The following is a 25,001-nucleotide window of genomic DNA, read 5'->3' as shown; positions in this document are numbered from 1 at the left end:
TTGTGCGAACGATTATCAGTTAGATCTAAATGCAAGTCAATACTTAAATGATAATTATTATCAAATGAGTTTTGAGCTTTGCCACAATCTAAATAATAGAGAAGGTTATGCTTAATAATTTCAAAGCAAAAAAACTAAAACAGATATGCCTTGCTGTAAGTATGTTGTTTTTATGTAGTTGTTCGGCATCTTTTACTTACAATAATTTGAGTTGGCTTTCATCGTTTTGGGTTGACGATTATGTTGATTTAAATAAAAAGCAAAATACACAGCTAAAAAACATAATTACAACAACACAAAATTGGCACCGAACTACCCAGTTACCCGCCTACAGACAAGACATACAAAATATAAAAGTATTGTTTAACCAAACATTGGAGGCTAAACAATTAAAAACACAGGTTGTGCTTGCAAAACAACATTGGCAGAACCTACTTGGGTACGCAAAACTGCCTTTAGCTGAGCTTGGAGCAACCTTATCAAGTGAGCAAAGAGGTGAGCTTTTAGACAACATCCAAATAAAAATTAACGACGAACGCGAAGAGTTTAACGAACAAACCCCGCTTGAGCGAAAAAGTGAGCGTTTGGAAGAGCAATTTGAATACTACGAGCAGTGGATAGGCAAGCTTAATAAACAACAAAAAGCGCTGATTAAATCTACTAATGAGCAACATCAAGATGCAGGAGCGCTGTGGTTAGAGTACAAGCAAAACCGTTTGAATGCAGCCAAACAGGTATTCAAAAATGCTGAAATTACAAAAAAAGAATTTATAAATCAGTTAAGTACGGTTATTGAAGAGCGCGAACTTTATATGAGCGACGCACTATTGAAAAGCAATGAAGCAAACTTAAATTTATATATAAATTTACTCTACGAATTAAACCTAACTCTAAATGATAAACAACGCCAAAGCGTTAATGATCAATTTGATGAGTTAATTGAGACCTTAAACGATATAATAGAAAACTAAATTGTGCGTGAATTATTAAGTTTTAAATTAGCTGTTTAGGCTGATTTGTTTTTAAACGCAAAAAATGCTTTTTAAAGGGCAATATATGGTTACAGATTTGAAAAGTATCTTAAACACTTGGTATCTCAATAGGGACAACCAAGAATGGGTTTTAGCTACTTTGTACAAAATTGAAGGCTCTAGCTACAGAAAACTAGGGGCTATGATGCTTATTTCGAGCCTAGGCGAGCGCTTGGGGATGCTTTCGGGAGGCTGTTTAGAAGCTGACATACAGCGCCACGCTAAACAAGTAATGAGTACTTTAACCAGTAAAACCATTAGTTATGATGCCACCGATGAAGACGATTTAACATTTCAACTTGGCATTGGTTGTGGGGGTATAGTACATATTTTACTGCAGCCTATTCATAAGGCTAATGACTATTTACAGTTAGAGCTTGTATCTAAAGCACTTAATGAGAATAAACCAGGGCGATATCTTCAACAAGTAAGCCCCATTTTGCCAGCCGGTAGTGGTGTATTTACGCAAAATGATGAGTTGCATGGTTTATCAATGAACCGCAAAGCGCAGTTGGTAGAATTACAAGGCGCTACGTGCTTGCAAACCTCTATTTATCCACCGCCCCATCTATTAATAGTAGGTGGTGGCGCTGATGCAGTTCCGGTTTATACATTTGCCAAACAACTTGGTTGGAGTGTAACTGTATGGGATACACGTGCTGCCAATGCAAAAAGGCAATATTTTAAAAATGCTGATGCTATTTTGCGCTTCACACCGAGTGAGTTAAAAGAATATTGCATAACTAATAAAGTAGATGCTGCTATTTTAATGGCTCACAGCGTTGAACTTGACGCCAGTACGTTGGCTCAATTTAAAGATGTTCCTTTTAAATACATAGGGTTATTGGGTCCTAAGCACAGACGTGAACAAGTTTTAGAGCACGCAAATACGCGAGTATCACAAATTAAGGCTCCTGTTTTTGGGCCTGTCGGTTTAAATTTAGGCGGCGACTCGCCAGAGAGTATTGCACTATCGCTGATCAGTGAAATACATGCAGTGCTGTGTGAAAAAAATGCCCAATCGCTAAGCCATTGGGGGCAAGAGGCGTGCTAATTGCAAAAGTTGTTTTAGCCGCAGGTCAATCATCTCGCTTTAACGGCTGTAAATTAACGGCTGATATCGGGTTTGGCAAAACAATGATTGAGCATGCAGTAAATACACTTCAAGCACTTGATGACACACCTGTATATGTAGTTACCGGGGCATGGCATAAAGAAGTATCACAAGCACTGGCAGGTTATAAAAACATAGAGCTCATTGAGAACAAGCAATGGAGCCAAGGTTTAGGTAATTCAATCGCGATAGCTTCTCAAACAGTGTTTAAAAATAAGTCCTTTGATGGGATTTTATTTATGCTTGCGGATCAGGTTGAGCTAAAAGTAGCGCACTTAAGTGAGCTAGTTACTGGTTTTACACGTAATCCATCGCGCTGGTGCGCAAACTATGGCGAGCGTTTAGGTGTACCCGCTATATTCCCAGCGGTTGATTTATCTCAGCTTGCAAGCTTAACTTCAGATAGAGGTGCACAGCAATTACTGCGCTCCAGCAGTGAAGTAGTCAATACAATTAGTTTACGTAGTGCGAGTTTAGACATAGATACTCAAAAGCAGCTAAGTAATTTTATAGCTAAAAATGAGTGAAAAAGTATTAGTAGGGCAAAATAAGTTTTAGCTGCGCTAACGCTTTAGTGCAGTGGTTATGGTATTTAGCTGTTAATGTAGCTGATGCGGTAACTATATGTGTTATGGATTAGTAGTTACAACAATCTTAACTGTTATAACTCGTGTTTAAATTAAATAATTTAAACACGAGTTATAAAGCTTAATCAAGGGGCAAGCTATGGTGACGTTTACAATTAATGGCAAGGTGGTTGAATCACACGCAAGTGAAGATACACCATTGTTATGGGTTATTCGTGATGAAATTGGATTAAAAGGTACGAAGTTTGGTTGCGGTATTGCAATGTGTGGTGCGTGTACGGTGCATTTAGATGGGCAAGCAACTCGCTCATGTGTTTTACCAATTGGCGCAATTGCAGGAAAAAACATTACCACAATTGAAGGACTTAATAACGAACACCCACTTCAAAAAGCATGGGTTGAAGAGCAAGTACCACAGTGCGGTTACTGTCAATCGGGGCAAATAATGCAAGCTGCTACATTACTAGCAGCTAATCCAAGTCCTTCAGATGAAGAAATAGTAAGCCATATGAATGGTAACTATTGTCGCTGTATGGCTTATAAACGTATTAAAACTGCTATTCAACGCGCTGCAGATGAGTCACAAAGTGTAGTAAATATATTTGATCCAAATGCACAAGACGCTTAACTGGAGCCGATAATGAAAAAATTATTTCAAAAAAATAGCGAAACCGTTAATTTAAATCGTCGCTCGTTTATGATTGGCACTGCTAGCGCAGGTTTAGTCATGGCGTTTGCCCCTGCGTTATTTTCGGGTTCGGTCAGTGCAAAAGAATCAATTGCGCAACAGGCTTTTTCACCCACTATTTGGTGGACTATGAGCACCGACGGCGCCGTAGAAGTGAGTATTGCCAAAGCTGAAATGGGTCAACATATCGGTACTGCACTTGCGCGCATTGTAGCTGATGAACTTGAATGTGATTGGGATAAAGTATCAATTACCTACGTAGATACCCATGAAAAATGGGGCTTTATGGTAACGGGTGGTTCGTGGTCTGTATTTCAAAGCTTTAAGCCATTATCTCAAGCCGGTGCTGCGGGTCGAATTGCATTAATAGAAGCTGGAGCTAAAATGCTCGGCGTGCCTGCAGATAAATGTCGTGCTGAAAAGGGCTATATTATTGCAGGCGAAAAATCGGTTAGTTACGCTGACATAGTTAAAAAAGGCGAGTTTAATCGTACATTTACCAGCGATGAAGTTGCAAACCTGCCACTCAAATCTGCTAATAAACGTCATTTAACTGGGCTTAAACAAGACTTTAAAGCGCTTGATATACCAGCCAAAACAAATGGCACCGCAGTATACGGAATAGATGTAGAAGTTGAAGGCATGCTGTACGCGCGACCAGTTATTCCACCAACACGCTATGGCAGTACAGTAACAAACGTTGACGATAGTGCAGCAAAAGCTATTAAAGGTTACAAAGGCTATGAAATTTTAAATGACCCTAGTAACACAGTGCAAGGCTGGGTTGTTGTATTAGCTGATAGTTACCCAAGTGCCATTAAAGCAGTAGATGCTTTAAAGGTGAGTTACAAAAAGGGTGAGTCGGCAAATATATCTGAAGCTGATATTCAAAAAGAAGGTAAGCGATTATGCGAGCAACGCGAATCGGGTACTTTGTTTGTTGATCAAGGCGATATAAAGAAAACCCAAGCAGACGCCAGTGAGTCGTTAGAATCAATGTATACCACAGCGACAGCGAGTCATTATCAGCTAGAGCCATTAAATGCGGTTGCAGAATTTAAAGACGGAAATTGGATTATTCATACAGGTAACCAGTGGCAGTCACTTACGTTACCTGCGCTTGCTAAAGCACTCGAAATAGAACAAAACAAAGTAATTATTCGTCCTTATTATTTAGGTGGTGGTTTTGGTCGTCGATTATTTGGTGACTGGACTGTACCTGCAGCTCTAACCGCAAAAGCAGTAGGTAAACCAGTAAAGCTGGTATTTACACGAGCAGACGATAGTTTATTCGATCAATCTCGTTCTGCATCTGCTGCAAAAATGACAGCGTCGTTTGATAAAAACGGTACTTTTACTGGTTTAGAGCATGCATTTGCTGCAGGTTGGCCTACTAAAGCAATGGCACCAGGGTTTTTATCACCGGGTGTTGATGGCAAAGGTAAATTTGATGCATTTTCGGCATCAGGCGCTGATCATTGGTACAGCATGAGCAGTCATCGTGCACGCGCTATTAATAACGAAGTTGCACAAAGCACCTTTACTCCAGGTTGGTTACGTTCAGTAGGGCCAGGTTGGATTGCATGGAGTCTTGAGTCGTTTATTGATGAAATTGCCCATAAGCAAGGCAAAGATCCAGTTCAATTTAGAATTGAAATGTTAGACGGCAAAGGCAAGCAAGCAGGTAAAGCACCTGAGAGCGTTGGTGGAGCACTGCGCTTACGTAATGTGCTTAAAACGGTGTCTGACAAAGTAGCTTCTGTAAAATTAGCTAAAGATGAGGGCATTGGTTTTTCTGTAAGTTCAGGGCAAGAACGTACTATGCCAGCATGGCTTGCAACCGCAGCGCATGTTCATGTTAACCGTGATAGTGGTAAAATAACGCTGAAAAAGCTCTATGTTGTTGTAGATGCTGGCTTAATAGTTCACCCAGATGGCGCACTGGCGCAAATTGAAGGGTCGTTACTATGGGGCAGCAGCCTTGCATTGCATGAATCAAATACGTATAAAGATGGACAGGTATCAGCGACTAACTTTAATACTTATTTACCGCTAAGAATGCAAGATGTGCCAGATATTGACATTGAATTTTTACAAAGCGATGAGTTTCCAGTTGGTTTAGGCGAACCTGGCGTTATAGGGGTTGCTCCTGCGATTGGTAATGCTGTATTTAATGCAGTAGGCGTACGTTTACGTGACCTACCAATGAAGCCAAGCGAACTTAAAAAAGGCTTAGAAGCGTAAAACAAAAATAACTAAAGGGGTATGCTTTATGCTGCTCCTTTAAGTTATTAAATATATTTATGTAATTATTATTTATGTATCAATAAGTAGCGTTGTTTATACTAATTCGCTTAATTAAATGATTAAGTATTATTGCAAATTGGTATTAGGTTGTTATTACTTGTTGATATTAGTTAAGGTTTATTTATGCTAATCGACCCAACAGGGCGAGAGTTTAGTTACTTACGTTTGTCTATTACTGATGTATGTAATTTTAAGTGTGTTTATTGTTTACCAGATGGTTATCAGGGCGGGCCAGACCGTGGTTTTCTCACAATTGATGAAATTAGCAACACGCTTAAAGCGTTTGCACACCATGGTATCGAAAAAGTAAGGATCACTGGCGGAGAGCCAACTCTTAGAAAAGATTTTATAGATGTTGTTCGCGCGGCAAAAGATGTCGCGGGCATAAAAAAAATTGCAATGACTACCAATGGTTTTTCTCTTCATAAGAATATTCATGACTGGGTAGATGCAGGCTTAAACGCCATTAATGTAAGCATTGATAGTTTAGATTCACGTATGTTTAACACCATTACTGGGCATGACAAATTTACCTCAGTAATGAAAGGCATTGATACTGCGCTTGAAACGGGTATTGATTCGGTAAAAATAAACAGCGTGCTGATGAAGCAATACAACGCAAAAGAGTTTGATACGTTTTTAAATTGGGTTAAGCATCGGCCCGTTACTATTCGCTTTATTGAGTTGATGCAAACAAACGATAACAAAGCCTTTTTTGATGCTAACCATGTCTCTGGTCAAGTGTTAAAAGCTCAGTTATTACAAACGGGTTGGCAGCAAGTTGCGCGTAGTGCATCAGCAGGCCCTGCGCAAGAGTTTGCACATCCTGATTATCAAGGCAGAATTGGTTTGATCATGCCTTACAGTAATGACTTTTGTAGTACCTGTAATAGGCTAAGGGTTACAGCAAAAGGTAATCTGCATTTATGTTTGTTTTCTGAAGAGGGTATTTCGCTAAGAGAATATATGAATGATAATTCCAATAGTGAATTAATGGCATTGCTATCGCGTTATATTAAAACTAAAAAACCAACTCATCTTTTACATCAAGGTAATACAGGCATTACGACTAATCTATCTATGCTAGGTGGCTAGCTTTTGAAACTACCTAGCAAAGTTAAAGTACCAAACGTGTTCCTAAAATGTGTAACATTATCCCTAAAATACCAACAAAATGGTGTGTTTACATGGTTTTAGAGCAACAAGGCTTGTTAAATTGTATTTTCACGTTAAACTTAATTTTTATTTTTTGTTAAGTGATTTGAATGGATATCGCAGCTCTTAATAGCACTAAATCATTAAGAAAGGACGTCCTCAGAGGAATGTGCCTTTGTTTTGGTTTTTTATCGGCTGGGTTTGCGGGGTTTAATTTAACCGTAAATAACTTTCCACTGCTTGGCTATATCGAAATCTGTTTTTCCATTTATTGTATATTTACTTATATTTCACTTACACGTTGTCCACTACAGTTTTGGCAATCCGTTGTGATGTGTGCACTTGTAACGTCCATAATTATTTTAGCTACAGCTTTAGCATCTCCTCGTAACGGTGTATTTGTATGGTCGTTTGCATTACCTATTTTGTACTACCTGTTGTTAGGTAAGCAATATGGTGTAATTTTCTCTGCAACTTTATTAGTTACCCAAGTGTTTATTTTAGGGAGTAAGCCTACTCTTCCACCCTTTGAGACTTTTAACTTATCCCTTAATCTATTCTGTGCTTATTTAAGTATTTGGGCTATTTCTCACGTTTTTGAAGGGAGTCGTTCACATTTTTCAAGGCGACTTAAAAATTTAGCATTACTTGACCCACTAACGGGTGCAGGTAATCGCCTTTCAATGAACCACTACTTTGAAGTAGAACTACAAGATAAGTCACAGTTATATTTGTTTCTACTCGATTTAGACTTTTTTAAGCAGATAAATGATGAGCATGGCCATGGTGTCGGTGACCAAGTACTTGTTGAAGTGGCCACTTTACTAAGGGTTGCACTTGGCAGAGGGTACGTATTTAGAGTTGGCGGTGAAGAGTTCGCTTTATTTAGCTCTTTTGCAAATGAAGAGGCTGCACTAGATACCGCAGAACAAATAAGAGCACGTTTTGAAAATACAACATTTGATATTGATGGCCTTGCTATAAATATTACAACGAGTATTGGAATCGCAAAATTTAAAAGTACTAATTCATTGGAAAGCTTTGTAAACCAAGCGGATAAACAGTTATACAAAGCAAAACAATTTGGTCGCAATAAAGTGTATTGTAAGTTTAAAAAAGAACATAACTACGAAACGGTAGTTGCTTAAGCAGGGTTACTTAATACATTTGCTCAAAATTGGGGATCCCGTTTTCCCAAATTGGTTTATCTTTTCCTATATGTTCGCGTACAGCATCAAAAAATAACCGAGTTCTTACCGGTAAATCTCGATGCGGATACACGGCATACATCGCACTAAACTCCATTAGTTTCACATCAGTTAATAAAGGCACTAGTTTACCCTGTGATATTTCATCACCAATAATAAATGCAGGGGCGACAAAATAAGTGGTGCCCGATAATGTTTTCATCAGTAATGACTCTGCATCGTTTGCTCTAAACACACTTTTTATTTTTTGCTCGCAGGGCTCACCTTTACTGTTGTAGTAATCTATTGCATCTATCCGAATAGAGTTACTGGCGTAGCTTGCTGCTGGCAATTGTGCTAAATCTTCCATTGTTTTGGGCATACCATAAGTGTCTATATACTCTGGTGCTGCAACAATGAGTAAGCGATTACGCGCTATTTTACGTGCAATAAGGGATGAATCTTTTGGCTCACCAACACGAAATGCTAAATCAAACCCTTCAGAAACTATATCTACTAATCTATCGTCTAAGCGCAGTTCAACTTCTACTTGCGGAAAGCGTTTTTGGAAATCATTAAGTACAGGTTGCAAATAACGCCTGCCAATCAATGTTGATGACGTGATTTTTAACACCCCGCGTGGCTCTAAATGGTAGTTTTCAGCCATGCGTACTGTTTCGCCGAGCAACTCTCTAAGCTCAGCGGCTTTTTTGATCATTTCGGCGCCCGCCGCTGTGAGCGAAAACGAACGCGTTGTGCGGTTAAGTAACCTAACGCCTAACTCATCCTCTAAACGGCTAATTTGTTTAGATATAACAGAGCGATCTATGTTGCGTAATTCTGCAGCTTTTGCAAAAGAGCCTTGCTCAACCACTTCAAGTAACATTAAAAGTCGACTTGTTGTATCCATTATTACACCTTGACTAATCTATTGATGCCATTTTGGCATTAATGAATTTAAAAATCTATGGTTTTTAAACACGGGTTAAATCCGTATTATGCGAGGCTAATCAACAATGGAGCGTCTTCATGAACAAACATCTAATTGCTGCTGCACTTACTGCGGCATCTTTAACACTAGCAGGTTGTGCCGATGAGAGCACAGCTCAATCAGCACCTGCACAGCAACTTCAACCAATTGATGTAGCACAGGTGCTTGTTAAACCAGTACAAAGCTGGCACACATATACAACTCGTTTAGAGTCTCCACAAGAAGTTGCTTTAATGCCGCGTGTATCGGGAATCATCGATAGCATTGAATTTAAAGAAGGCGATGTGGTTAAAGAAGGCGATGTTTTATTTCAATTAGATGCTCGTCCATTTGCTGCTGTGGTTGCTAGTTTAAAAGCGCAAATCAACAGCGCACAAGCTGCCTTAGAGCAAGCTAAAAGTGAAGACAAACGTGCGGTACGATTATTAGACCGTAAAGCAATTTCTACTGAGCAAGCACAAGCGCGTACTTCAACACTACGCCAACGCGAAGCACAGCTTTCTGCACTTCAAGCACAGCTTACATCAGCAGAACTTGATTTAGAATTTACGTCAGTTGTATCACCAATTGATGGCATTATTTCTCGCGCAAATATTACTAAAGGTAATAACATACTTGCGGGTCAAAGCGTATTAACATCAATTGTTTCAAACCAAGCAATGTACGCTTATTTTGATGTTGATGAACGCACATGGAATAGCTCTTTTAATGATGTTACTGCTGCGAGCCAGCAAACTGTTGTAATGCAAAAAGTGGGTCAAAGCGATTTTGCATACAAAGGCTACATTAACTTTATTGATAACCAAATTAATTCATCAACAGGTACATTACGTGTACGTGCAGTATTTAATGAAGACAGCAACCAGTTACGCGCAGGCTCGTTTGCACGTATAAAGCTTGCTGCAAATTCTATTAGCGACGCGATTATTATCCCAGAACGTGCAATTGGTACCGACTTAAAAAATCGTTTTGTATTAACGGTTGGCGAAAACAACGTACTTGAATACAAACTTATCACTACAGGTGAGCGTTACGGTGCCTTACGTGCGGTTACATCGGGCCTTAACGAAGGTGATGTTATTGCTGTAAATGGCCCAGCTCGCGTAGGCCCTGGTATGCCAATCTCTCCGCAAACAGTAACAATTGATACAAGTGGTGTGGCATTTACATTGTTAAATGACAACGCACAACTTGTGGCTAAGCAATAAGGTTTATTGATGAAATTCTCGCATTTCTTTATACAGCGTCCAATATTTGCGGCCATGCTGTCATTGGTTATTTTAATTGCTGGTGGTATATCACTATTCCAACTACCAGTAAGTGAATACCCAGAAGTAGTTCCTCCAACCGTGGTTGTAACCGCTAACTACCCGGGTGCTAACCCGACCGTTATTGCGCAAACAGTGGCAACACCGTTGGAGCAAGAAATTAACGGCACTGAAAACATGTTATATATGTTTTCGCAAGGTACCAGTGATGGCCGCATGACACTAACGGTAACCTTTGCATTAGGTACCGATTTAGACCGTGCTCAAGTACAAGTACAAAACCGTGTAAACAGTGCGCTTCCGCGTTTGCCAGAAGAAGTACAACGTTTAGGTGTTGTGGCTGAAAAGTCATCACCAGATTTAACCATGGTAGTGCATTTATATTCACCTGAAAAAACGCACGACACAGCGTACTTATCTAACTATGCCGATTTAAACATTAAAGATGAAATTGCACGTTTACCGGGTGTAGGTGATATTCGCATGTTTGGTGCCGGCAAATACTCAATGCGAGTATGGCTAAACCCAGATGCACTTGCTGCACGCGAATTAACAGCAACAGATGTAGTAACAGCACTTCGCTCGCAAAACCAGCAAGTTGCTGCAGGTAGCTTAGGCGCGCAACCAATTTCAAACGACAGTCAATTTCAAATATTGTTAAACGTTAAAGGTCGTTTAAACAGTATTGAAGAATTTGAACAAGTTATTATTAAAGTAGGCGACGAGGGTCAGTTAACGCGTTTATCTGATATAGCCCGTGTTGATTTAGGTCAAGACACTTACTCACTTCGAGCAGAGCTTGATAATCAACCAGCACTTGCAATGCCAATATTTCAACGCCCTGGTTCTAACGCTATTGAGCTATCTGATCAAGTACGCGAAACAATGGCGCGCTTATCTAAAGATTTTCCTACCGGTGTTGAATACGACATTGTGTACGATCCAACAGTATTTGTTCGCGGCTCAATTGACGCGGTAATTGCCACGTTGCTTGAAGCAATTGTATTGGTAGTTATTGTTGTTATTGTATTTTTACAAACATGGCGTGCATCAATTATTCCGCTAATTGCTGTGCCTATTTCACTTATTGGTACGTTTGCCGTAATGCAGTGGTTAGGTGTCTCAATTAATACCTTATCGTTGTTTGGCTTAGTATTGGCCATAGGTATTGTTGTAGATGATGCGATTGTAGTTGTTGAAAACGTAGAGCGTAATATCGAAAAAGGCTTATCGCCACTTGAAGCAACCCGCGTTGCAATGAGTGAAGTAACAGGCCCTATTATTGCCATTGCGCTAGTACTAAGTGCTGTATTTATTCCTACTGCGTTTATTACCGGTTTATCAGGTCAATTTTATAAGCAATTTGCACTTACAATTACTATTTCGACTATTATCTCAGCGTTTAACTCATTAACGTTATCGCCTGCGCTTGCTGCATTGTTATTAAAATCGCACGATGCAAAACCAGATGCGTTCACGCGTTTACTTAATAAATTGTTTGGTCGTTGGTTATTTAAACCATTTAACCGCGTATTTAATCGTGGTGCTAAAGGTTACGAAAAACTGGTACAAAAACTAATTCGTATGACCGTTGTTGTTATGGTGGCTTACATAGCACTTGTTGGTGGCACAATTAAGTTATTTGATACCGTACCGGGTGGCTTTATTCCACAGCAAGATAAACAGTATTTAGTGGCTATTGCGCAGTTACCTGATGCATCAAGCCTTGATCGTACTGAAGATGTGCTTTCTCAAATGCAGCAAATTGCATTAGAAGTACCAGGCGTTGCACATACAGTTGCTTTTCCTGGCTTATCAGTGAACGGTTTTACTAATAGCCCTAACAGCGGCATTGTATTTACACCACTTGAAAGCTTTGACAAACGTACCGACCCAAGCCAATCAGCGATGGCGATTGCTGCCGAGTTGAATAAACGTTTTGCTGCCATTGATGAAGCATTTGTAGCGGTATTTCCACCGCCGCCAATTCAAGGTTTAGGCACTACCGGCGGTTTTAAACTGCAAATAGAAGACAGAGCAAATAAAGGATTTGAAGCCTTATTTAATAGTCTGCAAGCTGTTATCGGTAAAGCGCAACAAGACCCAGCATTAATGGGCTTGTACTCGAGTTTCCGTATTCAAGTTCCACAAATGGATATTGATATTGACCGTGAGCAAGCGCTAATTCAAGGTATTCCACTTGATGAAGTATTTAACGCACTGCAAATTTACTTAGGCTCTGTGTACGTAAATGACTTTAATATGTTTGGCCGTACCTACCAAGTAAATGCACAGGCTGATGCTGACTACCGCTTAGACCCTGATCAAATACTTAATCTAAAAGTACGTAACCGCTCAGGAAATATGGTGCCACTAGGCTCTGTATTAACAGTAACACCAACAATTGGTCCTGACCGTGTTATGCATTACAACGGTTACCCAAGTGCAGAACTAAATGGTAGCCCAGCGCCAGGTTATAGCTCTGACCAAGCACAAGTTGCTATTGAAAAAGTACTCGCAGACACACTACCAACAGGTATTGAGTATGAGTGGACTGAAGTAACGTACCAACAAGTACTTGCCGGTAACACCATGGTTTATGTATTCCCGTTAGTTGTATTACTTGTATTTATGGTACTTGCAGCGCAGTACGAGAGCTTACGTTTACCACTGGCAATTATATTAATTGTACCAATGACTATTTTCTCAGCCTTATTAGGTGTGTGGTTTGTCGGCTCTGACAACAACATATTCACCCAAATAGCGTTAATAGTACTGGTCGCGTTGGCTTCTAAAAATGCGATATTGATGGTTGAGTTTGCAAAAGATAGACACGACTCAGGCTTATCGCACTTAGAGGCAATACTTGAGGCATGTCGTATGCGCTTGCGCCCAATATTAATGACCTCAATTGCATTTACAGCAGGTGTTGTACCGTTAGTTCTTGCTACCGGTGCGGGCGCCGAAATGCGACACGCAATGGGTAACGCAGTATTCTCAGGGATGATAGGTGTAACCGTGTTTGGCCTATTGTTTACGCCGGTATTTTATATGTTAGTGACTAACAAAAAAGAGAAAGCGCAGGAGAATACTCATGACTAAATTAATGCAAAAAAGGCTTAAAACAAGTCTGACCGCCAGTGCAGTATTAGTTGCTGCGTTTTTAGCCGGGTGTGCGAGTAAAATAGACACCATGAGCGAGCAAAAAGCCGTTAACGAATTTGTTGCTAAAGCTAATATTGCTAGTAACGTTAGCGTTGCTGATGAGACAAACTGGTGGAAAAAGCTTAATTCTGATCAACTAAATGAGCTTGTTACTGGTGCGCTTGCAAATAACTATAATTTGCAAACAAGCCAGCTAACACTTAAAAGCACATTAGCGCGATTAGGAGAGCAAAAAGCCCAATACCTACCGCAAGGTGGCGTAAATGTTGGCGCAGCTCGAAGCGATGCACCAAGCGTGTTTGACCGCCAATCAAGTGCAAACGTTGCACTTGATTGGCAGCTAGATTTATTTGGTCGCATAACGGCGTTGGTTGATGCAGCAAATGCATCGGCCATGAGCCAAGCAGAGCAAGTACGCTTATTACAAATTGAAGTTGTTTCGTCAGTCGTTAAAGGCTTTGTAAGTTACCAAGGGAATGTTGAAAAACAACACATTGTTACACTTCAAATTGAAGCGCTTGAGCAAAGTATTGACGTTTTACAGGCACGAGTTGATGAAGGTGTAGCTAACGAGCTTGATTTAAACCGTACGATGGCGCAGCTTAGGCAGCAACAAGCATTAATGCCTGCTATTGAGTATGCAAAATACAGCGATTTATCTGCGCTTGCAGTACTAAGCGGTAAGCTAGCGCAAAATATTGCTATTGAAAACGAGCAAGGCGTGCTTGAACGTGACTTTAGCGTAGCACTAAAAAACGCTAATAATGCCATTGCCTTACGTCCAGATATTAGCCGCGCGCTGTTTGACTTTAGCCAAGCAAATAGTTTAAGTGTTGCAGCTAGCAAAGCGTTATTACCCGATATTAGCTTATCTGCATTTGCAGGGGTTGTGAGTATAGATAGCACAGGCTTAAAAAATACCGATCAACAGTGGCAAGTAGCGCCGCAGTTACAGTGGTCTATTTTAAGTTATCCTGCGCTTTTAGCGCAGCGTGACGCGCAACAGTTTTTAAGTGAAGCTGCGTACAGCGATTATCAACAAGTAGTATTAACTGCACTAAGTGAAAGTGAACTTTCACTGCAATTGTTGGTCAATCAAGCACAGCAAAAACGCTTTGCCGATGAACGTTATGACTTTGCTAATAAAGCATTTTTACAAGCACAAGCAATGTACGAAGAAGGTCAAATTCCTTACCTTGAGTTGTTAGATGCGCGCCAGGATGTTTTAATAGCACAAGAAAATGCTGTTGAAACAACAATTTCTTCACTGCTTGCCAAAGTAAATGCTTACCAGTCATTTAATGGGCAATGGAGTTATGCGTTAAACGACACTAATAAGTAGAGTTATATTGATGCCAAATACTGAAAATTTACATGAATACATTATCCCGCAAACTATGCGCGCTATTGTACTGCCAGAACCAAATGAAGCAATTGACTTAGCGGATGCTGAGCTGCCTGTTCCTATTTGTGCAGATAACGAGCTGCTTGTAAAAGTAGAGTACGTTGGTTTAAATCCAGTTGATGGTCAATTTGCTAAAACAGGCTTTTGTAAATGGCAGTATCCACACATTTTAGGCTTAGATGCCGTAGGTGTTGTGGTTAAAGCTAATAAAGGTGTGTTTCCAAATGTTGGCCAGCGCGTTATGTGGCATGCCAACATTGGTGAGCAAGGTGCTTTGAGCGAATACACCAAAGTACCTAACTTTGCAGTGTCGGTTGTGCCAAGCGGTTTAAATCCGGCCATTGCAGCAACACTTCCATGCGCCGGTATGGCAGCACTTATTAGCTTAGATAAAATAGGCATTAGTGAAGGCGATACTATTTTTATTGAAGGCGGAGCCGGAGCGGTAGGGCAGTTTGCTATTCAATATGCAAAACAGCGCGGTGCAGATGTATTTACCACGGCATCAAAGCGTAACCATAAATTGGTTAAACAGTTAGGCGCTGATGTGATTTTTGACTATAGCGATAAAAAGCTATGCGAAAAAATCCGCAGAGAACTTGGCCCGCAAGGCTTTGATGCGGTTATTGATACGATTGGTGGTGAGTGTACTCAGCGTAATATTGAGTTAATGCGTTTTTGCGGACGTATTGCCTGCTTAAATCCGCTCCCTTGTTTTGATCAAGACTTAATGTATCACCGAGCGCCCAATATTAGCGTTGTATCAATTGGGGGTGCATGGCTTGCTAACAGTTTATGTGCACAACAACGCTTGAGCTTTATGGGCAACCTGTTACTTGAAGGCGCTGTTAGTGGCGACATTAAACACCCAGAAATAACGCCCGTAGATTTTAGTGCTGAGTCAGTATCGCAAGCACTTAATAAACAACTTGCGGGTGGTTTTACCGGCAAGCAAGTTGTTAAAGTTGCCAAGTGAAACGCTTATACAATTTGATTTAAATTTAAGTAGTTTTAGCTAGATTAACTGATAACGTAGCCTCTACAAATTGAATAAAAACGTAGCCTATTTGTGCTGCGTTTTTTTATGCCCATCAAAAAATAGATACAGCGCTAGAGCTTTTGCTGTTTTATTCATCATTTTAGTCAAAATACTTTTTTTCAGCGTACAACTGTAAGCCTTTGTGTTTCAACAGTTTACGTTCAGGTAAAGAAAATAAATTGAAAAAACTGTTAATTAATTGAATAGAGCAATTGATCTAAACGATTTTTTATGACGTAATGTAGGTATTATTTAGCTGGTCGGATGAGTTCAATCATGAGTTTACGTACAAAACTAAAAAAAGTATTACCAAGTATTTCTATCACAGAACAAGAAGCGCTAGACGCGGGTGATGTATGGCTTGAAGGTTCTATCTACCAAGGTAAACCTGATTTCAGTGCACTTCGCGACGTACCTGCTGCTACATTAAGCGCAGACGAGCAAGCATTCTTAGACGGTCCAGTAAAAGAGTTATTGGGCATGATTGACGATTCAGTGATTCAAAACGGCATTCATTTACCAAATGACATCTTAGAATTTTTGAAAAAAGAGCGTTTTTTCTCGCTTATCATTCCTAAGTCGTTTGGTGGTTTAGAGTTTAGCCCTTATGCAAACTCTACTATTGTTGGCACAATTGCGACTAAAAGCTCAGCAGTTGCGGTAACCGTAATGGTTCCTAACTCGTTAGGCCCGGGTGAGTTATTACTTCACTTTGGTACGCAAGAACAACAAGCACATTACTTACCACGCCTAGCAAATGGTACAGATATTCCATGTTTTGCATTAACAAGCCCAGAAGCGGGTTCTGATGCAGGTGGCATTCCAGACATTGGTACAGTTACTAAAGGCATGTATAAAGGCGAAGAAGTACTTGGCCTTGAGATCACATGGGACAAGCGCTACATAACGCTTGCACCTATTGCTACTGTACTTGGCTTAGCCTTTAAAGTAATGGACCCTGATGGTTTATTAGGTGGTAAAGAAAGCTTAGGTATTACCTGTGCACTAATTCCAAAAGAGCACCCAGGTGTAGAGCTTGGTAATCGTCACGACCCAATGGGTATTCGTTTTTACAACGGTACTACACGTGGTAACAAAGTATTTGTACCAATGGACTTTGTTATTGGTGGGCAGAAAAACATCGGCCGTGGTTGGCAAATGCTGGTTAGCTGTTTAGGTGCTGGCCGTGGTATTTCATTACCTGCGCTAGGTGTTAGTACAGCACAAGTTGCATTTAAATCAGCATCTGAATACGCAGCAGTGCGTGAACAGTTTGGTTTAGCCATTGGCCAGTTTGAAGGTATTCAAGAAAAACTAGCCGACATTGCAGGTAAAACATACCTACAAGAAGCAATGCGCGTACTTACAACTGAAGGTTTAGGCATGGGCTTAAAACCATCAGTAGTAACTGCAATCGCTAAATACCACATGACAGAGCTTGGTCGCGACGTGCTTGATTCAGCAATGGATATTCAAGCGGGTAAAGCGATTCAAAACGGTCCACAAAATACATTAGCAAGTGGTTATGTTGCTCAGCCGATTGCCATTACGGTAGAAGGCGCGAACATTCTTACACGTAACCTAATGATCTTTGGTCAAGGTGTTATGCGTTGTCACCCATATTTACAATCTATGGTTGAGTCTATTCATAGTGAAGATAAAGGCGCAGATAAAGAATTTAACGGCATTTTGCGTAAAACAATTGGTTACAGCACAGCAAACAGCTTACGTGCTTTCCGCCTAGGTGTTTTACCATTTACAGCAAGTGCTAATTCTGATTTACCAGAAGTACGCGATTACGAAAAAGCAGTACATAAATTATCTGCAAAACTTGCAGTTTACGCAGACTTTTCGTTACTTGTACTTGGCGGTAAATTAAAGCAAGCAGAAATGCTATCGGCACGTTTAGGCGATGTAATGAGCTTCTTATACGCAGCTATGGCATCAATTAAATACTACGAGCAAAAAGTATCAAGTAGTGACCGCGAGCAAGCAGCGCCGTATTTCCATTACGCGACTCGTTTTGCACTACAAAGTGCTGAAGAAGCATTGCATAAGTTTTTAGATAACTTCCCTGCAAGTGGTACACGTAAGTTTATTCGTTTTATTACAATGAACTACTCAACTAAAATGCCAAAAATTAGTGACGATTTAATCCGCGAACTAGCTAAGCAAGCTCAGCTAGATACCGCATTTAAAGCGCAAATCACGCATTTAGTTAAACCAGTAGTGGGCGATGGCCATCATATTAATGAGCAAGCTTACAAAGCTAAAATGGCATCACTTGGCGAACTGGCTAAAGTTAAAAAAGCATTACGTGCTAAAGTAATTAAACCAGGTATACGCTTTAACATCACGCTTGATAACGCACTAGCGGCAAATGTAATCACGCAAGCTGAACACGTTCAGTTAATTGATTACAACATCAAACGTGAAAAAGCGATTCGTGTAGATGAGTTCGATTTTGATATGAACATACTAGACGATAACGCACAGCCGATTAACCCGCTTAAAAGCGTAGTTAATCAGTAAGCTAAAGTAATAAAATTCAATGATGCAAAGCGCCCGCAGTATCGGCGCTTTTATTCTTGAGTAAAAAATTAGTGTGGAGCCCCGCTTGTGTAAAAACAAGCGGGGCTTTTTTGTGTTTTTAAAGTAGAAATAGATGGCGGTATTGGTCTTAAAGCGAATATGTATGCGGAAAGAATTAAAAAGAGACGTTTATAATCTTGAAAAAGGGCTAATAACCCCATTGGCACCTTGCTGTAGTACATGGGTATATATTTGTGTAGTACGCACATCGCTGTGACCTAGCTGTGTTTGTACTGTGCGGATATCAGCGCCGCTTTGCAACAAGTGCGTAGCAAATGAGTGGCGCAAAGTATGTGGGGTAACGTGTTTATTAATATGTGCATCAAAAGCGGCTTTTTTAACAGCGCGTTGTAATTGCTTTTCATCGATATGATAGCGCCTTAATTGCTTACTCTCGGGATCAAGACTTAATTTATGTGATGAAAATAAATATTGCCATCCCAGCTGCTTATTATGGTTTGGATATTTTTTACGTAACAAATGCGGCATATAAGCGCCGCTATATAAGGGGTTTTTCAGATCTAATTGCAGGTAACTATCAACTAATTGTATTTGAGAACGTAATTGCGGTATGAGCTCTACTGCAAGCGTTACAACACGATTTTTACCTCCTTTGCCATCCCAAATTCGAATGCAGTTATAGTCAAAGTCAATATCGTGAACTCGTAAACGCAGTACCTCCATTAATCGCATACCACTGCCATAAAGTAATCCACAGGGTAAATAATGCTTTGCTACACAGTGTTTAAATAGCGCTGAAACTTCTGTTTGAGTAAGCACAACGGGTAGTTTTCTTGGGCGTTCACTTTTTACAAAGTCTAATGATAATGAAAGGGGGCTCTTAATTATTTCTTTATATAGGAAACTTAGCGCATTTAGTGCCTGCGCTTGTGTGCCTTGCGCTACGTTTTGCGAGTTTACTAAATGGTTCAAATACGATTCTACTTGAGTGTCTCCCATAGAGCTTGGGTGCTGCATATTATTAAAGCGGATATAGCTAGCTATCCAAAAAAGATAAGCTTCAATAGTGCTCTTTGCATACCGTTTGCTATACATATGGTCTTTAATCATGGTTAGAAAGAGAGATTTCATAAATGATATTCAACTTTTAAAAACATACTGTATATATAGACAGTTGTTCGTGTTTTGTCCAATAACATTATTAAAAGTCGTTTTGGTGTATTTTAACAACAATAACTTTACAAAATACGTAATTACCTGTTTACATAGAAGTTGTTTAGTGGAATTATTAAGCAATGTAATATACGCCGTTTTGGGGTGTTATAAACCCCCAAAGTGGTGTTCAATAAGCTGTTAGCAAGCAGGGAATATGCGTCAAACTTTCGTAGTCTTAATTATTGTTTTTCTATCTTCGTGCTCTTCCTATAAAGAAGTGCCAAGTTTTGATGCTTATGCAATGGAAATAGCACCAGGAAAGTATGAAATTAAAACTAGCTATACATCTTCATATCGTGGAAATTTGCATGCTCCTTTCGATCTGCGTAAACATGTTAATAGCCATGATACTTATTTTTCCGTTCCAAAAATTGAAGGTATAGTTTTTTTTAGTGAAATTGATATGTTCGAAAAAACTGAGATACTGGGAATTCTTTATCAGTCAGACCTCAAAGGAAAAATTGAGTTTAAAGGGAATAAAATGGTATTAATGCTTAAATTACCTAGATATGAAGGCTCTAGCTCTATTCCAACTAGGTGGGAACCGTACCGATTTAATGGTGAGTATTCATTACAAAAGCTTGCTAACAAGTCACTAAAGCAGGACAAATAACAGTTGGCTACTTGCTCCTTCGTCGCTTATTTTAGCCAACCATTATTTGCCTCTTAGTGAGGCGTTATAAGGTTCAATCAGGCATGGATAAGCAAAGTCGAATGGAACTCCGAAAAAAGGCTGGTTACAGAGATTTACCTGAACCAGTTGTAAAGGTCCAAGGCCCTGAGTACTCAATGTCTTTTGCATGCTTTAACTGTAAAACTTCTAACATGCGTCATTTCAACGTCCCTCCATGTGATTATCCTAAGACTATGAAATGTCCTATTTGTAAAAGTACAACGGTAAACTTAGGTAGGCATTTTAAACCACCTAAAAAATCGGATGTCGCTCAATGGAAAAAGGTTAAGTTTCTAGCTGAGCATGGTTTTGTTTTTCAAAAAATACGAACTGATTCAAGTAGCTATGATAGTGTTCCGTACCCTGATACATTATCAGAAGCGAAAGAGTTTGTTGTGAAATACAAAAAATGGGCTTGGGAACCAACCTTATAACAAGGCGTTCAAACGGACAAAAAACAGTTGGCTGTTTCACTCCGTTCACAATTTTAGCCAACAATTTTTTGCCGCTTAACGTGGCGTTGAGGCTGTAGAATTACTCTTTTTAGGAACGTATCCAACTATTCTTGGTTGGTTGCTTTTTAACCTTGAATCCATCTGTTCGCTGTGATCTAATAGATATTATTCACCCACGGTAAACTGTTATGGCTAACTACAAGCCTGACTTATCCTGTCAAAATAAATTCATTCCTATCAATTTCGCTGAGCAAATTCTGCCTGGCACTTTTGAGTATGCCCTTTGTTATATTGTCGAAAATAAACTCGATTTATCGGGATTTGACGCGTGGTATAACAATGACAAAACGGGCGCGGCGGCGTATCCACCTTCGGTAATGCTAAAGATTATTTTACTGGGCTATGCACATGGTTTGATCAGTAGCCGTCGAATTGCTAAAGCGTGTGAGACGAACATTTTATTTATGAGTGTGTCGGGAGATATCCAGCCGCATTACACATCAATAGCAGGCTTCGTTGCTAAAATGCATGAACAGATTGAGCCGATTTTTACGCAAGTGCTGATGATATGTGATGAGGAAGACTTGATAGGCCGCAACATGTTTGCCATTGATGGGTGTAAATTAAAGTCCAATGCGAGTAAAGAGTGGAGCGGCACATTCGATGAGCTAGGTCGCAAAAAAGCAAAACTAGAACGCGCAAGCAAACGTATTATTGAACGCCACCAATCACAAGATGGACTGGGCGAAGAGTTGATAACTCAGGACTTAAAACAAAAAGAAAAGCTGGATAGAAGTGCAGATAAAATCACCGAGTTTTTAGCCACTCACGAAGAGAAAACAGGCAGTAAAGGCAAGCCTGTTAAAAGTAATATCACTGACCCAGATAGTGCGAAGATGACGACCTCAAAAGGGACAATTCAAGGCTACAATGGCATCGCGATAAACGATGATAAACATCAAATCATCCTGCAAGCACAAGCGTGGGGCTCAGTGGGCGAACAACAAACTTTACAGCCAGCCGTTGCACAATTAAAACAGCAACTCGCTAAACTCAATACAGAAAAAATGGCAGATAAACACACCATCAAATTCACCGCAGACAGTGGGTTTAACAGCGAAGTAAATCTTGAGTTTATGGCGCAAAGTGGGTTCGATACCTACATTGCGGATAACCAATTTAGAAAACGAAACCCACTATTTAAAGAAAGCGAAACATACGAAACAGAGCAAGAAAAGCGCCGACTAAAACGCAGCAAAGGCAAGCCACGATTATTTACCTCAGACGATTTTCATTATGATGAGGCAACGCAAACATGCCGCTGCCCTGCAGGCAATGCCATGTGGCGAAGCGGGGTCAATGTAAACAGCTATAACCAACAATACACGCGATTCTGTGGTTATTTAAGAGACTGTAAAACCTGCCCACTACAACAACAATGCATGCGAAAGCCACCCATTAAAACGGGGCGACAAGTACAGTTTATAAATAATGAATCACGCAAAAAGCTGAGCTATGTCGATAAGATGAAAGTAAAAATAGACAGCCCAATCGGACGACGACAATACAGTAAGCGATTAGGCTGTATTGAACCCGTGTTCGGCAATATTACCGTCAACAAGGGCATGAATAAATTGACCTTACGGGGTCAAACAAAAGTGAATGCGCAATGGCAACTGTATTGCCTTGTTCATAATATAGAAAAACTGCAAAACACGATGCATTAAGAAGGGGAAGCCCTTTTAACCTAAAATAAAGCCACTAAACGACCCGTAATCCCGTCCAAAACGCCAATTTAAACAACAGCAAACACTTCTTTATATGCTGCGTAAAAATACAGTAATCGATTGAACCAAAATAGGAACTCAGCTATGGTTTGTTTATTAGGGGCTGTTGATCTTTGTAGTATATATATTAATCAGCCCACATTGGTAGCCACATCATAGTAAATGCTAAAGCGAGCATGGAATGATAATTCCGTTCAAGCTTTTCATACCTTGTAGCTATCCCTCTATATTGTTTGATCCGACCAAAGGCATTCTCAACTAAGTGCCTATATTTGTACATGCACCAGTCAATATCTTCATTACCCACTAAACTGTTATCCTTGCGTGGAATAACGGGTGTAGCGCTATTATCACGAATAAACTCTCTTAGTTTTTCACTATCGTAGCCTTTATCTGCGACAACCACATTACTCGTTGGGCAATTGTCTACAAGTGACTCTGCATGGACGATATCATGCGTATTTCCACAGGATAATTCATAATAAACAGGCAATCCTCCGCTATCTACTGCAAGATGAATTTTAGTCGAATTGCCACCTCGACTCTTACCGATTGATTCATTGCCAGCGGTTCTTGCACCGCAACTATGCTGGTGAGCCCTGACAATACTGCCATCAATAAAGATCCAATCCATATCAGCATAGTGGGATAACACACGAAATAATTCATTCAAAATATCTTTTTTGGACCATAAATTAAATCGTCTATAGATAGCACTCCACGAGCCGAAATAAGACGGTAAATCTCGCCAAGGAATACCGGTACGCATCTTATAGAGTATGCCTTCGAGCGTTTTTCTATGCTCAGGCTTATTATAAATTCGACCACTTAAGTGCATTACTTTTGATAAGACATTCCATGTCGCGTCTGTTAACATTACTCTTGGCATGAGGGTTCGGTGTAACGTTTTTTAGCGAATTCAATTATACCTTATCCTCATGCTGTTTGTTTTTTATACCGCAAAGATCAACACGCCCTAATAAAAACAAATTTAAAAACGAGTTAATCTACAGGCTCGTTATGTGCCTATGCTTTGGCTCTTCTATATATGGGAATATTTATGAATATTAAAATTAAATTTTCGGTACTATCGTTATTTACTATGTTAAGTTTTTCGTCATCAGCTAGTTCTAGTGATTATGCTGGGACTGCTCATGTAATTAAAGGTGAGGCTGAAGTCAACGTTTCAACGTTATTTACCTGTAAAAACGGACGTTCACGTCCGTCTCCAGTCGGCATTAAAAAATATGATAATATTGAATATCTTGTTCCTGCAAAGGTTCAATATGAACAAAAGAATTTTGCCACAGATCTTTATAATGAATGCTCGAAGGTAACCCCAAAATCTTTATCTGAGGTTAACTTGTCGTCCGTACCTATCATAGAAGTAGATAAAGATGGGGAAGTTATTACAGGGTACATATTTGCAGATAATTACTTTGAATTATTTATAAACGGTAAGTTAATAGCCGTGGATCCTATACCTTTTACTCCTTTTAATTCCAATATCGTGAAATTTAAAGTTAAAAAGCCATATGATATAGCAATCAAAGTTGTTGATTGGGAAGAAAATTCAGGCTTGGGTAGTGAAGATAACCGTGGTAAACGTTTTCACCCTGGAGACGGTGGCTTTATTGCAAGCTTCTCAGATGGTACGAAAACCAATTCTAAATGGTCAGCTCAAACTTTTTATACCTCTCCTGTTTATGATCTGAAGTGTGCTAAAGAAATAGGAGATCAGCGTTTAACAACAAAATGCAGTACCAATGGTGCGGATAAGTATATTGAGACCTATTCGTTACATTGGGATATCCCAGTAAATTGGAAATTAAACGAAAGTTACTTATCTTGGCCAAATTCAGTGGAATTTACGGAAGATGAAATTGGTGTTAATAATAAGAAAGCTTATATGAATTTCCAAGAACAGTTCTCAGGTTCTGGTGCTTCATTTATTTGGTCAAGCAATCTTGTTTTAGATAACCTTGTATTATTCAGGTATCGAGTTAAATAAGGCACATAACAACACGCCCTGAGGTGGACGACTAGTAAAATTTAGCTATTAATTGCAAATTTTAAAAGTGGTGAACCTCTGTGTTTAAGGCCGCTAAATACGTCGATTCATCGTAGGGTGTATTCGTTTTCCAACACCTAAATACAATCCTTATCCATTTAAATGCCAGTGATCTAATAATGCTGTTATGCGGTTTACCCTTGGCTTTTTGTTGCTCATAATACGCTTTAGCCCAAAACGAATAACGAATAGAAAAGCCTGCCCATTCCACAAATGTTTGCCTTAAAAAAGTAGGGCAACTATAACGCCAATGAGTCCACATCTTTTGACCACTGCGCTCAATAACAGGCGCTATACCCGCGTACTTTTG

General features: G+C 39.8%; 20 protein-coding genes. 16 read left to right on the top strand and 4 right to left on the bottom strand.

All coding sequences use genetic code 11. The features are described from left to right. Positions 1-107: 107 nt before the first annotated feature. The 7 genes from I6F66_RS09405 to I6F66_RS09375 all read left to right on the top strand — a co-directional run bounded on the left by I6F66_RS09405 (position 108) and on the right by I6F66_RS09375 (position 8,030). Complete coding sequence (locus I6F66_RS09405; RefSeq protein WP_197209150.1) at positions 108-971, top strand: DUF6279 family lipoprotein; 864 nt, start codon at positions 108-110, stop codon at positions 969-971. A gap of 85 nt (positions 972-1,056) precedes the next feature. After that, positions 1,057-2,085 (top strand): XdhC family protein, encoded by a 1,029-nt coding sequence (locus I6F66_RS09400; protein WP_101217027.1) that lies wholly within the window; start codon positions 1,057-1,059, stop codon positions 2,083-2,085. Then, complete coding sequence (locus I6F66_RS09395; protein WP_007582015.1) at positions 2,079-2,672, top strand: nucleotidyltransferase family protein; 594 nt, start codon at positions 2,079-2,081, stop codon at positions 2,670-2,672. Before I6F66_RS09400 ends, I6F66_RS09395 begins: the two co-directional genes overlap by 7 nt. Before the next feature lie 199 nt (positions 2,673-2,871). Beyond that, positions 2,872-3,360: a (2Fe-2S)-binding protein gene (locus tag I6F66_RS09390; protein WP_007582016.1), complete on the top strand. Its 489-nt coding sequence runs from the start codon at positions 2,872-2,874 to the stop codon at positions 3,358-3,360. A gap of 12 nt (positions 3,361-3,372) precedes the next feature. Next, positions 3,373-5,664 (top strand): xanthine dehydrogenase family protein molybdopterin-binding subunit, encoded by a 2,292-nt coding sequence (locus tag I6F66_RS09385; RefSeq protein ID WP_197209149.1) that lies wholly within the window; start codon positions 3,373-3,375, stop codon positions 5,662-5,664. Positions 5,665-5,850: 186 nt separating this feature from the next. After that, positions 5,851-6,822, top strand: a complete 972-nt coding sequence (gene moaA / locus I6F66_RS09380; protein ID WP_197209148.1) for a GTP 3',8-cyclase MoaA — start codon at positions 5,851-5,853, stop codon at positions 6,820-6,822. A 170-nt stretch (positions 6,823-6,992) separates the two neighbouring features. Then, complete coding sequence (locus I6F66_RS09375; RefSeq protein WP_197209147.1) at positions 6,993-8,030, top strand: GGDEF domain-containing protein; 1,038 nt, start codon at positions 6,993-6,995, stop codon at positions 8,028-8,030. Between the two features lie 10 nt (positions 8,031-8,040). Here the strand turns inward: I6F66_RS09375 and I6F66_RS09370 are convergent, their stop codons facing one another. Continuing rightward, positions 8,041-8,979: a LysR family transcriptional regulator gene (locus I6F66_RS09370; protein ID WP_165729475.1), complete on the bottom strand. Its 939-nt coding sequence runs from the start codon at positions 8,977-8,979 to the stop codon at positions 8,041-8,043. A gap of 119 nt (positions 8,980-9,098) precedes the next feature. Between I6F66_RS09370 and I6F66_RS09365 the strand changes: the two genes are divergently transcribed. The 5 genes from I6F66_RS09365 (at position 9,099) to I6F66_RS09345 (ending at position 18,469) form a co-directional block, all read left to right on the top strand. Then, positions 9,099-10,268, top strand: a complete 1,170-nt coding sequence (locus I6F66_RS09365) for an efflux RND transporter periplasmic adaptor subunit (protein WP_165729476.1) — start codon at positions 9,099-9,101, stop codon at positions 10,266-10,268. A gap of 9 nt (positions 10,269-10,277) precedes the next feature. Then, positions 10,278-13,430, top strand: a complete 3,153-nt coding sequence (locus I6F66_RS09360; RefSeq protein WP_165729477.1) for an efflux RND transporter permease subunit — start codon at positions 10,278-10,280, stop codon at positions 13,428-13,430. Continuing rightward, positions 13,423-14,835 carry a TolC family protein gene (locus tag I6F66_RS09355; protein WP_197209146.1) on the top strand — a complete coding sequence of 471 codons (1,413 nt, stop codon included), beginning with the start codon at positions 13,423-13,425 and terminating at the stop codon, positions 14,833-14,835. Before I6F66_RS09360 ends, I6F66_RS09355 begins: the two co-directional genes overlap by 8 nt. Before the next feature lie 10 nt (positions 14,836-14,845). Continuing rightward, positions 14,846-15,874, top strand: a complete 1,029-nt coding sequence (locus tag I6F66_RS09350) for a zinc-binding dehydrogenase (RefSeq protein ID WP_197160495.1) — start codon at positions 14,846-14,848, stop codon at positions 15,872-15,874. 339 nt (positions 15,875-16,213) lie between these two features. Next, positions 16,214-18,469, top strand: a complete 2,256-nt coding sequence (locus I6F66_RS09345; protein WP_197209145.1) for an acyl-CoA dehydrogenase — start codon at positions 16,214-16,216, stop codon at positions 18,467-18,469. 189 nt (positions 18,470-18,658) lie between these two features. On the opposite strand, the gene I6F66_RS09340 is transcribed toward I6F66_RS09345, so the two are convergent. Beyond that, positions 18,659-19,621 carry an integron integrase gene (locus I6F66_RS09340; protein ID WP_197209144.1) on the bottom strand — a complete coding sequence of 321 codons (963 nt, stop codon included), beginning with the start codon at positions 19,619-19,621 and terminating at the stop codon, positions 18,659-18,661. Between the two features lie 238 nt (positions 19,622-19,859). Here I6F66_RS09340 and I6F66_RS09335 point away from each other — a divergent pair, with 238 nt between their 5' ends. The 3 genes from I6F66_RS09335 to I6F66_RS09325 all read left to right on the top strand — a co-directional run bounded on the left by I6F66_RS09335 (position 19,860) and on the right by I6F66_RS09325 (position 22,560). Next, on the top strand, positions 19,860-20,318 hold the full coding sequence (locus tag I6F66_RS09335; RefSeq protein ID WP_033026540.1) for a hypothetical protein: 459 nt from the start codon (positions 19,860-19,862) through the stop codon (positions 20,316-20,318). 83 nt (positions 20,319-20,401) lie between these two features. Beyond that, entirely contained in the window at positions 20,402-20,812 is a 411-nt protein-coding gene (locus tag I6F66_RS09330) for a hypothetical protein (RefSeq protein WP_197209143.1), read from the top strand. 209 nt (positions 20,813-21,021) lie between these two features. Further along, complete coding sequence (locus tag I6F66_RS09325; protein WP_197209142.1) at positions 21,022-22,560, top strand: transposase; 1,539 nt, start codon at positions 21,022-21,024, stop codon at positions 22,558-22,560. Between the two features lie 187 nt (positions 22,561-22,747). Here the strand turns inward: I6F66_RS09325 and I6F66_RS09320 are convergent, their stop codons facing one another. Beyond that, entirely contained in the window at positions 22,748-23,509 is a 762-nt protein-coding gene (locus tag I6F66_RS09320; RefSeq protein ID WP_197209141.1) for an IS5 family transposase, read from the bottom strand. A 171-nt stretch (positions 23,510-23,680) separates the two neighbouring features. Here I6F66_RS09320 and I6F66_RS09315 point away from each other — a divergent pair, with 171 nt between their 5' ends. Continuing rightward, positions 23,681-24,631, top strand: coding sequence for a hypothetical protein (locus I6F66_RS09315; protein ID WP_165729605.1), 951 nt, complete (start codon positions 23,681-23,683; stop codon positions 24,629-24,631). Between the two features lie 61 nt (positions 24,632-24,692). Here I6F66_RS09315 and I6F66_RS09310 read toward each other — a convergent pair. Continuing rightward, positions 24,693-25,001: transposase (locus tag I6F66_RS09310; RefSeq protein WP_197209140.1), on the bottom strand; the 309-nt coding region annotated here is incomplete at its 5' end.

Origin of the sequence: Pseudoalteromonas sp. NZS100_1 (genome assembly GCF_015864285.1) — a bacterium.
In the GTDB taxonomy this organism is placed as follows: domain Bacteria; phylum Pseudomonadota; class Gammaproteobacteria; order Enterobacterales; family Alteromonadaceae; genus Pseudoalteromonas; species Pseudoalteromonas arctica.
Note: the sequence above shows the minus strand (reverse complement) of the source record. Positions and strands in the feature narration are given on the sequence as shown.